Below are 13,096 nucleotides of genomic sequence, written 5' to 3'. Positions count from 1 at the left end.
CCTGCCCCGGCCCGGGTCAGGGAAGGGGCCGTTCCGCCTCGGCCGCGCGCAGGACCAGCAGCTCGATCTCGGGTCCGCTGCTCGTCAGATGCGCCCCCAACTCCTCGGCCACCGCCGAACGTTCCGGGGTGACACGGCCCGCGTAGAAGACGAACGGGCCGTCGTAGCGGCCGTCGCGCCGCAGGCGTGCCAGGTGCTCCAGGCCCTCCCGTGGATTGCCGTCCCGCTCGATGTCGGAGACGATCAGCGTCGGCCGCTCGACGGCGAGGGCGGCGTCGGCGGCTGCGGAATCCTCGGCGATCCGCACCACCGCACCCGCCGCCCGGAAGGCGTTGACCAGGGACTCGTTGTTCCGCGGGTGGTCGTCCACCCAGAGGATGCGCACATACCGCAGCGGCGCGACGTCCGCGCGGGGCGTCGCCGCCCGGCCCGCCGGCATCGCACCGTACGCCCCCGCCGGCATCGCCCCGTACGCCCCCGCCGGCATCGCCCCGTACGCCCCCGCCGGCGGCTGCGCCCGAGGCGGGAGCGACTGGACGTACGCGGCGGGCTCCGGCTCCACAGCGGCCGGGAGCTCGGCCCCCTCGCGCAAGCGCCGCAGCAGCTCCTCGGACCGGGGCAGCGCCACCAAGCCGTCGATCAGCGAGGTGAACTCCTGGTCGCGCACCATCTCCGGGAAGCCGCTGGGCAGTTGGCGCTCCAGCCGGCTCAGCATCGCGTCCCGGCCGTCCGCGTCCTGTTCCGGCAGGTCGTGCTCCCGCAGGAAGCGGGTCACCGTCGACAGCTCCGCCACGGGGATCGGGTCGGGCGTCCGCAGCAGGCGGCGCACCTCCCGGTAGGTACGGAACTCGGCGATCACATCGCCCGCGCCGGACCCGGCGGCCCCGGCCACCATCCGGTAGAAGTCGGGGTAGAAGTACTGGAGCAGCAACGTCCTGACCACCGCCTCGGGCGCGAAGTCGTCCCACATCGGATTGAGCGTCGCCTCCAGCACGAAGCCGTTCACCAGGCGCTTGATGCGGCGGGGGTTACGGGCCGAGCGCTCCGCGAGCATCGTGGTCAGCCGCTCGTCCAGGAGCTGATCGATCCCGACGGTCCGGGCGCACCAGTCGATGTACGCCCGCACGCCCTGCTGGTCCGCCACCGGAATGCGGTAGCTCGTCTGGAAGATCTTCTCCATGAACGCCGAGGCGGCGGGGGACAGATCGCGTAACAGCCCGTTGGGCGCCAGCGCCGACCGGTCGCACCCGATGACGAACTCCAGGCCCGGCACGTCCAGATAGACCTTCACCGCCTCACAGACCGCGAGCACCGTCTCCTCCGGACAGCGGTCGAGGTCGTCGATGAAGACGACCAGCAGCCGGCGCGGCCGGAAGTCATCGGTCTGCGACCACTCCTGCACCAGTTCGCCGATCGCACCGCGCATCTCGTTGCGGGCCTGGGAGTTGACGGACAGGGTCTTCCACAGCTCGTCGACCAGTCCGGCCGCCCCGAGCGGCCCGGCGGCGACCGTCGTCACCGCGCGGACGGCCCGCAGCAGCGCACGCCGCTCGGAGATCCGTTGCAGCGCCCGCCGCAGCACCCGCCGGTCGAACCGCATCAGGACGGACTTGATCAGCCCCTCCAGCGCATCGGCGCCCTGGGAGGTCCAGGCGTTGTACCAGACGGTGTGCACCTCGGGGGCGTGTGCCAGCTCCGCGTCGACCAGCCGCATCAAGCTGCTCTTGCCCATCCCCCAGCCGGCGTCGACGGCGAGCGTGAACGGGGTGGAGGCGCGGGAGGCGACCAGCAGCCCGGCCAGCTGGCGGGCGGCCCGGCCGACGCCGAGCAGATCCGCGCCGGACTCGGCCACCGGTTCGTCGTTGAGCAGCACGAAGGGGCCGCGCGGCGAGGGGGCGGGCGTACCGGAGAACGGCGAGACGGGCGGGGGTAAGGGCGCCGAGGTGGACATGCGCCCGGAGCGTACCGAGCCGCGCTCCCGCCCGCCCGGCACTCCGCGGAATCACCGGGCGCCGCGGAATCAGCAGTGCCCCCGGGAGCGGCACCGCGACGACCGGCCACAGAGCGTCACTACGCGTGACACACCCCACACCGTCCGCTGACCAACGTGGGGAAAAACACCGGGCGGGTGCCGTTACGCGGCCGTAAGGTGGCGGACATGCAGGTGATCCAGTCAACGAAGCTCGCCAACGTCTGCTACGAAATCCGTGGCCCGGTGCTCGAGGAGGCCATGCGGCTGGAGGCGGCGGGTCACCGCATCCTCAAGCTCAACACCGGCAACCCGGCGGCGTTCGGCTTCGAGTGCCCGCCCGAGATCCTGGAGGACATCCTCCGGTCCGTCGGCACGGCACACGGCTACGGCGACGCCAAGGGCCTGCTCTCCGCCCGCCGCGCGGTGATGCAGCACTACCAGACCAAGGGCATCGACCTCTCCGTCGACGACATCTACCTCGGCAACGGCGTCTCCGAGCTGATCCAGATGTCGATGCAGGCGCTGCTGGACGACGGCGACGAGGTGCTGGTACCGGCCCCGGACTACCCGCTGTGGACGGCGTCCGTCTCCCTCTCCGGCGGCACGGCCGTGCACTACCGCTGCGACGAGCAGGCCGACTGGATGCCGGACCTCGCCGACATCGAGCGCAAGGTCACCGACCGCACCAAGGCCATCGTCGTCATCAACCCCAACAACCCCACGGGTGCCGTATATGACGACGAGCTGCTGCGCGGCATCGCGGAGATAGCCCGCAGGCACAACCTCATCGTCTGCGCCGACGAGATCTACGACAAGATCCTTTACGACGGCGTCACCCACACCCCGTTCGCCTCGCTCGCCCCCGACCTGCTGACCCTGACCTTCAACGGGCTGTCGAAGTCGTACCGGGTGGCGGGCTACCGCAGCGGCTGGATGGCGGTCTGCGGCCCGAAGGCGCACGCCTCCTCGTACATCGAGGGGCTGACGATCCTCGCCAACATGCGGCTGTGCGCCAATATGCCGGCCCAGCACGCGGTGGCCACCGCCCTCGGCGGCCGTCAGTCGATCAACGAGCTGGTGCTGCCCGGCGGCCGGCTGCTGGAGCAGCGCGACACGGCGTACGAGCTGCTGACGCAGATCCCCGGCGTCAGCTGCGTCAAGCCGAAGGGCGCGCTGTACGCCTTCCCCCGGCTGGACCCCCACGTCTACAAGGTCAAGGACGACCGGCAGATGGTGCTCGATCTGCTGCGCGCCGAGAAGATCATGATCGTCCACGGCACCGGCTTCAACTGGCCGGAGCCGGATCACTTCCGCCTGGTCACCCTGCCCAGCAAGGACGACCTGACGGATGCCGTCACCCGCATCGGCTCCTTCCTCGACGGTTACGGACAGTACTGAGCCGGAGCGATTTCTATACAGTCCACAACTTTAGACAGTGTCTAAGCTAGGATGGCCTCCTAGACGTCTTCAGGAGGCCGTCCCATGTACGAACCGATCCGCACCAAGTCGGTCCACACCATGGCCGCCGCCCCGGAGGTTCCGCACCGCTCCCGCGAGGAGGAGCTGGACATCCGGCTCGCCGGACAGCTGACCGCGCTGCTCACCGTCACCGACGAGCTGCACGCACGGGCCGTCCGGGACGCCGGCGGCACCCCGGACGGTGCCGCGTCGGACGGTGCCGCGCTGGCCGCCGCGGCCGAGCGCATCGCCGAGCAGGTCGCGCGGCTGAACGGTGGCCACTACCCGCTGCGTGCCGAGCCCTCCGACGACAGCAGCCCGTCCCGGACCGAGGCCCTTCACCAGCGCGCCCACACCCTCGCGGGCAACGCCCTGGCGGTCGCCACGTCCCGTGGCGATGCCGCGGCGATGGCGCTGACGGCGGAGCGCATGGAGGCCCATGCCGCACCGCTGCGGGACCGGGACCTCGCCACGGCGTGAGCCGCGGGCGGGACGGACGGTCCGCGGCGTGAACCGCGGGCCCAGGACGGGCCCGTGCCCCCTCGGCCGCCCCCGCACCCGGTCCCGGCGTCACTCCACCGGCCCATCCCGGCCGGACCTTCTTCAACCGGCCGACGCCTCGCACCGTTCCACGGTCCAGGCCATCGCCCGGTCACTCAGCGAGAGGCCCAGCCCCGGCCGGTCCGGTACGCACATCCGGCCGTCGCGCAGCTCCAGCCGCTCCTGGAACAGCGGCTCCAGCCAGTCGAAGTGCTCGACCCAGGCGGTCCCCGGGTAGGCCGCGGCCAGATGCAGATGGACCTCCATCACGAAGTGCGGCGCCAGGCTCAGCCCCTTGTGGTCCGCGAGCGCCATCACCCGCAGGAACGGGGTGATCCCACCGACCCGCGGTGCGTCCGGCTGGACGAAGTCCGCGGCGCCCGCCTCGATCAGCCGGGTGTGCTCCTCGGCGCCGGTGAGCATCTCGCCGGTGGCCACCGGGGTATCGAGCGACGCCGCCAGCGCGGCATGCCCCTCGGCGTCGTACGCATCCAACGGCTCCTCGATCCAGGCCAGTTGGAACTGTTCCAGGGTCCGCCCGATCCGCTGGGCGGTGGCCCGGTCCCACTGCTGATTGGCGTCCACCATCATCGGGACGCCGTCGCCGAGGTGACCGCGTACCGTCTCGACGCGCCGGAGGTCGGCCGCCGGGTCGGGCTGCCCCACCTTGATCTTGATGCCGCCGATGCCCCGCGCCAGCGCCGTATCGGCGTTCTCCAGGACCTGTTCGACGGGCAGGGAGAGAAAGCCGCCGGAGGTGTTGTAGCAGGGCACGGCGGAGCGGTGGGCACCGAGGAGCTTGGCGAGCGGCAGGCCCGCGCGCCGCGCCTTGAGGTCCCACAGGGCGATGTCGAAGGCGGCGACGGCCTGAACGGCCAGCCCGCTGCGGCCCATCGAGGCGCCGGCCCAGACCAGCTTCCGCCAGAGCCGCCCGATGTCGCTGGGGTCCTCGCCGATCAGCTCCGGCGCTATCTCGCGGGCGTGCGCATACAGCCCGGGACCGCCCGCCCGCTTCGCATACCCGAAACCCAGCCCCGTCAGCCCGGCCTCGGTGACGATCCGCGCGAAGACCAACGCGACCTCGACGAGCGGTTTCTGCCGGCCCGTGAGCACCTTGGCGTCACTGACCGGCTCGGGCAACGGGAGCCGGACGAAGGAGACGCTGACGGTCACGATGCGATCAGTGGTGAGGGTCATGACCCTCAGCCTCGACCGGCACCCCACACAGGGTCAAGAGTCCGAACTCTGTTCAAGGATGAGAACGCTGGAGCAGGACGCCGGCGGGGCGCCGAAGCCCCGCAAACGAGCCGGGGCCCCGCACCGTACGTGCGGGGCCCCGGCCTGGCGGTGTGCGCAGCGGTGACTAGCCGAGCCGCTGGACCAGTGCGCGGTACTCGTCCCACAGCTCCTTCGGCGTGTGGTCACCGAAGGTGTTGAGGTGCTCGGGGATCAGCGCCGCCTCCTCGCGCCACACGTCCTTGTCGACGGTGAGCAGGAAGTCGAGCTCGGCGTCGGACAGGTCCAGGCCCTCGGTGTCGAGCGAGCCCTTCGCCGGCAGCACACCGATGGGCGTCTCGACGCCCTCGGCCTTGCCGTCCAGCCGCTCGACGATCCACTTGAGCACCCGGCCGTTCTCGCCGAAGCCCGGCCACACGAAGCGGCCCTTGTCGTCCTTGCGGAACCAGTTGACGTAGTAGATCTTCGGCAGCTTGGCCTGGTCCTTGTCGGCACCGACCTTGACCCAATGCCCCATGTAGTCGCCCATGTTGTAACCGCAGAACGGCAGCATGGCGAACGGGTCGCGGCGCAGCTCGCCGACCTTGCCCTCGGCCGCCGCGGTCTTCTCGCTGGCGACGTTGGCGCCGAGGAAGACGCCGTGCTGCCAGGTCAGCGACTCGGTCACCAGCGGCACGGCGCTGGCGCGACGGCCACCGAAGAGGATCGCCGAGATCGGCACGCCCTTGGGGTCCTCCCACTCGGGCGCGATGATCGGGCACTGGCCGGCCGGGACGGTGAAGCGGGCGTTGGGGTGGGCCGCCGGGGTCTCGGACTCCGGCGTCCAGTCGTTGCCCTTCCAGTCGGTCAGGTGCGCGGGCTTCTCCTCGGTCATGCCCTCCCACCACACGTCGCCGTCATCCGTCAGCGCGACGTTGGTGAAGACGGAGTTGCCCCACATCGTCTTCATGGCGTTGGCGTTGGTGTGCTCGCCGGTGCCGGGCGCGACGCCGAAGAATCCGGCCTCGGGGTTGATCGCGTAGAGGCGGCCGTCCTCGCCGAAGCGCATCCAGGCGATGTCGTCGCCGATGGTCTCGACGGTCCAGCCGGAGATCGTGGGCTCCAGCATCGCGAGGTTGGTCTTGCCGCAGGCGGACGGGAAGGCGGCGGCGACGTACTTGGGCTCGCCCTGCGGCGGGGTGAGCTTGAGGATCAGCATGTGCTCGGCGAGCCAACCCTCGTCACGCGCCATGACGGAGGCGATACGCAGCGCGTAGCACTTCTTGCCGAGCAGGGCGTTGCCGCCGTAGCCCGAGCCGTAGGACCAGATCTCGCGGTCCTCGGGGAAGTGCGAGATGTACTTGGTGGAGTTGCACGGCCACGGCACGTCGGCCTCGCCCTCGGCCAGCGGGGCACCGAGGGTGTGCACCGCCTTGACGAAGAAGCCGTCCTCGCCGAGCTCGTCGAGCACCGGCTGCCCCATGCGCGTCATGGTGCGCATGGAGACCGCGACATAGGCGGAGTCGGTGATTTCCACACCGATCGCGGAGAGCGAGGAGCCGAGCGGGCCCATGCAGAACGGGACGACGTACATCGTCCGGCCGCGCATCGAACCGCGGAAAATACCCTTCTCACCTGCGAAGATCTCCCGCATCTCGGCGGGTGCCTTCCAGTGGTTCGTCGGGCCGGCGTCCTCCTCCTTCTCGGAGCAGATGAAGGTGCGGTCCTCGACCCGCGCCACGTCCGAGGGGTCGGAGGCCGCGTAGTACGAGTTCGGTCGCTTGATCGGGTCGAGCTTCTTGAACGTGCCCTTGTCGACGAGCTCCTCGCACAGACGCTCGTACTCCGCCTCCGAGCCGTCACACCAGACGACCCGGTCGGGCTGGGTGATCGCCGCGATCTCGTCGACCCAGGAGGTGAGCTCCTGGTGACGGGTCGGGATGGGCTTGGGGGTGGGAGCCGCGTTGTCGCGCGCCACGATCGCTCCTAGATGAGGGTGTGGACGGATGTATACCCGGCTTGCCGGACAATCCGCTTCTTTTGTTTGTCGCCCCTTGGGGGCCGCGACCCGGATGCTTCGTGACCGCTCATCCGGTGCCGACCGCACTCATATGATCATCCGGCCCGGATAGAGTTCTGTCCAGAGGGCGCTTTCGTGACCGTCACCACTTCGGCACGAATCGGTAACTTACGGTTGCGTAGGTAGCATTGCGCCATGACTTCCGCGCCCGACGCCGCCGAGAGCAAGCCCTCCTCCGCGCCGCCCGCGATGGCGGCGGTCGCCGCCGCGGCCGCGCCACTCAAGCCCAAACTGCGCGGCTGGCTCCATGCCGGAATGTTCCCCGCCGTCCTCCTCTCCGGCGTCATACTCACCGCCCTCGCCGACAGCCCCCGAGGCCGTCTGGCCTGCGCCATCTACACCCTGACCGCCTGCCTGCTCTTCGGGGTCAGTGCCCTTTACCACCGGGGCAATTGGGGCCCGCGGGCCGACGGGGTCCTGCGCCGGCTCGACCACGCGAACATCTTCCTGATAATCGCGGGCACCTATACGCCGCTGACGATGCTGCTCATGCCCGGGTCCCGCGGCCAGGCGCTGCTCTGGGCGGTCTGGGGGGCCGCCCTCGCCGGCATCGCCTTCCGGGTCTTCTGGGTCGGCGCCCCCCGCTGGCTCTACACCCCCTGCTACATCGCCATGGGCTGGGCCGCGGTCTTCTTCCTGCCCGACTTCCTGCGCACCGGCGGCGTCGCCGTCCTGGTGCTCGTCATCGTCGGCGGGCTGCTCTACAGCGCGGGCGGAGTGATCTACGGGATGAAGCGCCCCAACCCCTCACCGCAGTGGTTCGGCTTCCACGAGGTCTTCCACTCGTTCACGCTGGCGGCCTTCGTCGTGCACTACGTGGGGATCTCCCTGGTGGCCTATTCACACGCCTGAGGCGGCACCCCGGCCCTGAGCCGCAGCAACGCCCCGCACCATCGTGGCCGCGACCCCTGGGGTCGCGGCCACGCGCATGTCCGGAGGCAGGAAGGCACCCAGGACCGGCGGCAGGCAATCGCCCGTCACGCCTCCCCGTCCGGTGACGTGGGCCGGACGTCCATGGCGGAGTGCAGTTGATGCAGGACGGCCTCGAACTGTTCCAGCAGCTCGGACGGGTACCGGGACAGGACGGCGTCCTGGCGCGCGTTGACGGGGCCGAAGAACGCGTCGGCGAGCTCGGTGACCTGCGGACTGCTGCGCAGGGTGACGATCCGGCGATCCGCGTGTTCGCGGGTGCGGGTGACGTATCCGGCGCGTTCGAGGCGGTTGAGCAGCGCGGTCATGGCCCCCGAGGACAGCGAGATACGCCTGCTGAGCAGGGCCGGGGACAGCGGGGCACCCCGTTCTTCGGCGGTGGCGATCTCCAGCAGGGCGAAGGCGTCGGTGGAGTGCACGCCCAGCTGAGCGGCGAAGCGGCGGCCCAGTTCGGTGAAGCTCGCTCCATAGGCCCTGAGCCCTTCCGCCAGCCGCTCGCGCTGCGCAGCGACACCACCGGGCACCGGCTCCTCCACGGGGGCCTCCCTCTTCCCTGCGTCACCGACGGTCCCGTCGGTGACGCATGCGTTGACAATCGGTCATCGGTGAGCATAGCTTCCTCATGGAATTACTTCACCATGGAGATTCTTTCTCATGGAGGTTCCTTCTCGTGGAGGTTCCTTCTCGTGGAGGTTCCTTCTCATGGGCTGTCTCTCATGGAGTCACTTCGGCGTGGCGGCGCAGCGGGGACCTGACCTGTTTCTGCTGCTTCGACCCGCCGATGGCCCGGTCGCTCGCCGCCGCGCCTGAGGCGCTGCCTTTTCGCGGTGGTCACCGCGCTCGCTCGTCTCGTCCCGGCCCCCACCAACCCATGGAGCCCTGATGCTGAACGCTCCCCGCCTCGACGGCATCGACCCGTTCGCCGCGACCGTCCGCGGCCTCACCGTGCCCGATCCGGTGCACGCCGCCCTGCGTGCCGCCGGTCCCCTCGTCCAAGTCGACGCCCCGGCCGGCGGACCGGCATGGATCGTGACCGACGACGCCCTGGCACGCGAGGTGCTCGCGGACCCCCGGATCGTCAAGGACCCGGCGTGCGCGCCTCCCGGCTGGGACCGGCGCACCGCCGGACTGGAACCGACCGCCGCCGAGCAGCCCTCCCTCACGACCCTCGACGGCCCCGAGCACGCCGCACTGCGACGCGCCCATGCTCCGCTCCTCAACGCCAAGCGGATCCGCGCGCAGTCCGACCGGGTCCATGCGATCGCCCGGGAGCTGCTCACCGAACTCGCCGCCGAGCGCACGGTGGTCGATCTGATGGCCGCTTTCACCACCCGTTATCCGCTCACCGTCCTGCTCGACCTGCTCGGCATCCCGCTCGGCGAGGTCGACCGGGCCGCCGATGCCTGCCGGCGGATGCTCGGCAACCAACCCGGCGAGCAGAAAAGGGCGATCGACGCACTCACCGCGCTCGCCGCCTCCGGGCTCGGCGACGACGGCCGGGGACTCGCCGCCGAGCTGCGCGACCGGGCCCCCGCGCACACCACCCGCGACCAACTCCGGTACCACCTGTTCGCGTTGATCTTCGCCGGACAACTCACCACCGACGCCGCCCTCGGCACCCTGATCGCCCGCGCCCTCGCGGACGGTCCCCGCCCCGCCCCTTCGGACGAAGGGGGAAGGGACGCACTGGTCGACGAGACGCTGAGGCAGCACCCGCCGGCCCCGTTCACCCTCTGGCGCTTCACCACCACCGAGCTGTCACTCGCCGGGATACGGCTCCCCGCCCGCGCCCCCGTGCTCGTCGACATCCTGGGCATCAACACCGACCCCGCCCGCTCCCCCGGACCCGGCCTGACCTTCGGCGCCGGCCCGCACTTCTGTATCGGCGCCCCACTCGCCCGGCTCGAACTGCGCGCCGTGGTCACGGTGCTGCGGACCGGCTTCCCCGAGGCCCGTCTCGCCGTCCCCTTCGGGGAACTCCGGCAGGCCACCATCGGTGGACTGCAAGGGAGCCGGCTGACCGCCCTCCCCGTCGCCCTGCACGGCTGACGGCGGTCCGTCAGGGGGACGAACCGGAGAGCCGGAGCACCGGAGAGCCGGAGAGCCGGATATCTCCCCCGCGTGCTTCCGGCTCCCGGGCAACCGGGCATCCGGGCATCCGGGCAACGGCACCCACGCGAACCGGCCGACCGCATCAACTGCCTGCTCAGAACGCACCCGTGGCCCCGGGTGCACCTGATGCCCGACAATGCTGCGCATGGCCGCACGTACCTCTGCCACCACACCGCCCGGGGCGCCGAAGATCGGGCTGCGGGAGCGGAAGAAGATCCAGACCCGGCAGGCGATCCGGCGGGCCGCCTACCGGCTCTTCGAGGAGCAGGGGTACGACGCGACCCCCGTCGACCAGATCGCCGCGGCGGCGGATGTCTCGCCGAGCACGGTCTTCCGCTACTTCCCCACCAAGGAAGACATCGTGCTCACGGACGAGTACGACGCCGTACTGGAGACCGGGATCCGGGCGCGTCCCGCGGGCGAGCCGGTGGTCGAGTCGGTGCGGCGGGTCAGCATCGAGGCGCTGCGCACGATGGCCGCGCAGGAGCGTGGCGAACTCCTCCAGCGGGTCCGGCTGATCCGTGAGGTGCCCGCCATCCGCGGCCGTACGGCGGAGCGCACCGCACAGGACGCCGCGATGCTCACCGCCGTACTGGCGGAGCGGTCCGGCCGTCCGGCCGACGACCTGGAACTGCGGGTGATCAGCGCCGTGATCCTGGCCGCGCTCCAGGAGGCGATGCTGCACTGGGGCGAGGGCGACCGGACCACCGATCCGGAGGCGCCGGTCCACCGGGCCATGGACGTACTGGCGCGGGGTCTCACACTCTGAGCTCTGCGGGGCCCGGCCTCACGTTCTGCGGCGCCTCAGCCTCCGGAAGCGTGGCCTCACGTTCTGAGGGCGGAGGTGCCCGGGGGCGGCGCGGCGACCAACCGGAAGACCGGGCCGCTGTCCGCCCCGGCGCGGGCCTCGGTGGCCGGCCCGCCCCGCTCCGCCACGTCCGGGGCGCCGGCTCCCGGTTCGCCCAGACGGGCCGCGAGTCGCGCCCGTAGATGCGACAGCCGCTCGATACGGGCGTCCAGGTCGGCGAGCCGGCGCCGGGCCACCGCCTCGGCGGCCGAACAGCGGCCCGATTCCGGGTCCTGCGGGAGGAGATCCGGCACCCCGCCGGCCGGCATCGTGCGCAGCAGCGGCGCGACCGCCCGCACATCACCGACCGTCAGCCCGGCGTCCCGCAGCTCGCGCACCGCCCTCAGCCGGCGGATGTCCTCCGCGTCGTACACCCGGTGGCCGGACGGTGTCCGCCGGGCCGTCACCAGCCCCTGCTGCTCGTAGTAGCGCAGCGCCCGCGGCGTCATACCGGCGGCCGCCGCGGCGTCCCCGATGCGCATCTCCCCTCCTCCTCCGGCGTGTTCAGCTCCTTCTCCGGCGTGTTCAGTCCCGCCGCCCCGGGCTCGTCCGGCCGTCCGCGCGCCGGGACCCCGCGCCGTTCACTACGCGCTCGATCCCTGCCGCCCCGTACAGCAGGTCCTCGTCCGCGCCGAAACGGCCGACGAGTTGGAGCCCGAGCGGCAGCCCGTTGGCGGCATGCCCCGCGGGCACGCTGACGGCGGGCAGCCCGGCGTTGCTCCAGGGCAGGCACATGATCGAGGAGCCTGTGGTGGTGAGGCCGGCGGGCGCGGGGCCCGTGGCCGACGGGGCGATCCACAGATCGATGCCGGCCGCGGCGCGGTCCGCCGCGAGCCGGGCACGGAAGGCCTTGCGCCGCTCCCGGGCCGCTGCGTAGGCGGCGTCCCCGATCGTCTGCCCCTGCCGGATGGCCGAGGTGGTCTCCTGCCGGTAGCGGTCGCCGAACCGCGCGAACCAGTCGGCGTGGGCCCTGGCGACCTCGTAGCGGTTCATCGTGAACAGCTGCTCGACGATCTGCTCGAAGTCGTCCATCACCGGCACCTCATGGACGACGTACCCGGCGGCCCGCAGCAGCTCCCGCTGCTCCTCGAAGGCGTCCAGCGTCTCGGCGTCGGCACGCTCCAGATAGGGGCCCGCCGGCACGCCCAGCACCGGGCGCGGCGTCCGCCCCGCCGTTTTCTGTGCCCGCCACCCGTCGACCAGCACCGACGCCGCCAGGGCGACACCGGCCACATCCGTCGCGTAGCACCCGAGGGTGTCGAAGCTCGCGGCGTTGGGGATCACCCCATCGACGGGTATCCGCCCGTAGCTCGGCTTGAAGCCGACCACTCCGCAGTACGCGGCGGGCCGGATCATCGAGCCGACGGTCTGCGTCCCGATGGCCAGTGGCACCATCCCGGCGGCGACCGCGGCCGCCGACCCGCTGCTCGAACCGCCGGGCGTGTGCGCCGGGTTGTGCGGATTGCGGGTGGGGCCCGGGGCGGTCACCGCGAACTCCGCGGTCACGGTCTTGCCCGCGATCAGCGCACCGGCTGCGCACAGCCGGCCGACGACGCAGGCCTGCGGGCCGCCGAGCACCTCGGGCGGCAGCGCCGAGCCCGCGCGGGTGGGCAGCCCGTCGGCGTGCACGATGTCCTTGATGCCGACGGGTATGCCGTGGAGGACCGGCGGGTCGGCGGGGTCCGGCGGACCGTCGGCCGCGCTCCTGCGCGCCGCCTCCAGGAACCGCGTACGCCGCCCCGCCTCCGGCACAAAGGCCCGCACCTGCGGATCGACGGCGTCGATGCGGTCGCACGTGCGGTTCGCCGCGTCGAAGGGGTCGTCCGTGCCGGCCCGGAGCGCCGCGGCCTCCTGGACAAGGGATCGCTGCCCGAGCAAGGTCGTCACTCGTGCAGGCTACAACCGGGGTCCGACAGCGGCCGGTGCATCGCCGCGGTGCACG

The 13,096-nt window shown here is 71.6% G+C and carries 11 protein-coding genes; 5 read left to right on the top strand and 6 right to left on the bottom strand.

Features of this window, described 5'->3' with window-relative positions; all coding sequences use genetic code 11:
• Positions 1-16: 16 nt before the first annotated feature.
• Positions 17-1,951 carry a P-loop NTPase fold protein gene (locus K7C20_RS23685; RefSeq protein WP_053209775.1) on the bottom strand — a complete coding sequence of 645 codons (1,935 nt, stop codon included), beginning with the start codon at positions 1,949-1,951 and terminating at the stop codon, positions 17-19.
• A gap of 207 nt (positions 1,952-2,158) precedes the next feature.
• On the opposite strand from K7C20_RS23685, the gene K7C20_RS23680 reads away from it, so the two are divergent.
• Entirely contained in the window at positions 2,159-3,370 is a 1,212-nt protein-coding gene (locus tag K7C20_RS23680; RefSeq protein ID WP_030087785.1) for a pyridoxal phosphate-dependent aminotransferase, read from the top strand.
• A gap of 84 nt (positions 3,371-3,454) precedes the next feature.
• Positions 3,455-3,910, top strand: a complete 456-nt coding sequence (locus K7C20_RS23675; RefSeq protein WP_030087783.1) for an SCO4983 family protein — start codon at positions 3,455-3,457, stop codon at positions 3,908-3,910.
• Positions 3,911-4,033: 123 nt separating this feature from the next.
• On the opposite strand, the gene K7C20_RS23670 is transcribed toward K7C20_RS23675, so the two are convergent.
• Positions 4,034-5,167, bottom strand: coding sequence for an L-talarate/galactarate dehydratase (locus tag K7C20_RS23670; protein WP_053209776.1), 1,134 nt, complete (start codon positions 5,165-5,167; stop codon positions 4,034-4,036).
• A 166-nt stretch (positions 5,168-5,333) separates the two neighbouring features.
• A complete protein-coding gene (locus tag K7C20_RS23665) occupies positions 5,334-7,163 on the bottom strand; it encodes a phosphoenolpyruvate carboxykinase (GTP) (protein ID WP_030087778.1) in 1,830 nt (609 codons plus the stop codon).
• Between the two features lie 237 nt (positions 7,164-7,400).
• Between K7C20_RS23665 and trhA the strand changes: the two genes are divergently transcribed.
• A complete protein-coding gene (gene trhA / locus K7C20_RS23660; RefSeq protein ID WP_030087776.1) occupies positions 7,401-8,117 on the top strand; it encodes a PAQR family membrane homeostasis protein TrhA in 717 nt (238 codons plus the stop codon).
• A gap of 125 nt (positions 8,118-8,242) precedes the next feature.
• Here trhA and K7C20_RS23655 read toward each other — a convergent pair whose 3' ends face one another.
• Entirely contained in the window at positions 8,243-8,731 is a 489-nt protein-coding gene (locus K7C20_RS23655; RefSeq protein ID WP_030087774.1) for a MarR family winged helix-turn-helix transcriptional regulator, read from the bottom strand.
• Between the two features lie 346 nt (positions 8,732-9,077).
• On the opposite strand from K7C20_RS23655, the gene K7C20_RS23650 reads away from it, so the two are divergent.
• Both K7C20_RS23650 and K7C20_RS23645 read left to right on the top strand, forming a co-directional pair.
• Entirely contained in the window at positions 9,078-10,244 is a 1,167-nt protein-coding gene (locus K7C20_RS23650) for a cytochrome P450 family protein (protein WP_030087766.1), read from the top strand.
• A 199-nt stretch (positions 10,245-10,443) separates the two neighbouring features.
• On the top strand, positions 10,444-11,076 hold the full coding sequence (locus K7C20_RS23645) for a TetR/AcrR family transcriptional regulator (protein WP_030087764.1): 633 nt from the start codon (positions 10,444-10,446) through the stop codon (positions 11,074-11,076).
• Positions 11,077-11,132: 56 nt separating this feature from the next.
• On the opposite strand, the gene K7C20_RS23640 is transcribed toward K7C20_RS23645, so the two are convergent.
• Together K7C20_RS23640 and K7C20_RS23635 are read right to left on the bottom strand one after the other, a co-directional pair.
• Positions 11,133-11,636, bottom strand: a complete 504-nt coding sequence (locus K7C20_RS23640) for a MerR family transcriptional regulator (RefSeq protein ID WP_053209777.1) — start codon at positions 11,634-11,636, stop codon at positions 11,133-11,135.
• 43 nt (positions 11,637-11,679) lie between these two features.
• A complete protein-coding gene (locus tag K7C20_RS23635) occupies positions 11,680-13,041 on the bottom strand; it encodes an amidase (RefSeq protein ID WP_053209778.1) in 1,362 nt (453 codons plus the stop codon).
• Positions 13,042-13,096: the final 55 nt, after the last annotated feature.

Source organism: Streptomyces decoyicus (genome assembly GCF_019880305.1).
In the GTDB taxonomy this organism is placed as follows: Bacteria; Actinomycetota; Actinomycetes; order Streptomycetales; family Streptomycetaceae; genus Streptomyces; species Streptomyces decoyicus.
This window is presented reverse-complemented; position numbering and strand designations above follow the sequence as displayed.

Bases quoted from the DNA above. Each gene is read 5' to 3' on its own strand.
- K7C20_RS23640 (WP_053209777.1), bottom strand. From the start codon at position 11,636: ATGCGCATCGGGGACGCCGCGGCGGCCGCCGGTATGACGCCGCGGGCG.
- K7C20_RS23650 (WP_030087766.1), top strand. From the start codon at position 9,078: ATGCTGAACGCTCCCCGCCTCGACGGCATCGACCCGTTCGCCGCGACC.
- K7C20_RS23670 (WP_053209776.1), bottom strand. From the start codon at position 5,167: ATGACCCTCACCACTGATCGCATCGTGACCGTCAGCGTCTCCTTCGTC.
- K7C20_RS23645 (WP_030087764.1), top strand. From the start codon at position 10,444: ATGCTGCGCATGGCCGCACGTACCTCTGCCACCACACCGCCCGGGGCG.
- K7C20_RS23675 (WP_030087783.1), top strand. From the start codon at position 3,455: ATGTACGAACCGATCCGCACCAAGTCGGTCCACACCATGGCCGCCGCC.
- K7C20_RS23680 (WP_030087785.1), top strand. From the start codon at position 2,159: ATGCAGGTGATCCAGTCAACGAAGCTCGCCAACGTCTGCTACGAAATC.
- trhA (WP_030087776.1), top strand. From the start codon at position 7,401: ATGACTTCCGCGCCCGACGCCGCCGAGAGCAAGCCCTCCTCCGCGCCG.
- K7C20_RS23685 (WP_053209775.1), bottom strand. From the start codon at position 1,951: ATGTCCACCTCGGCGCCCTTACCCCCGCCCGTCTCGCCGTTCTCCGGT.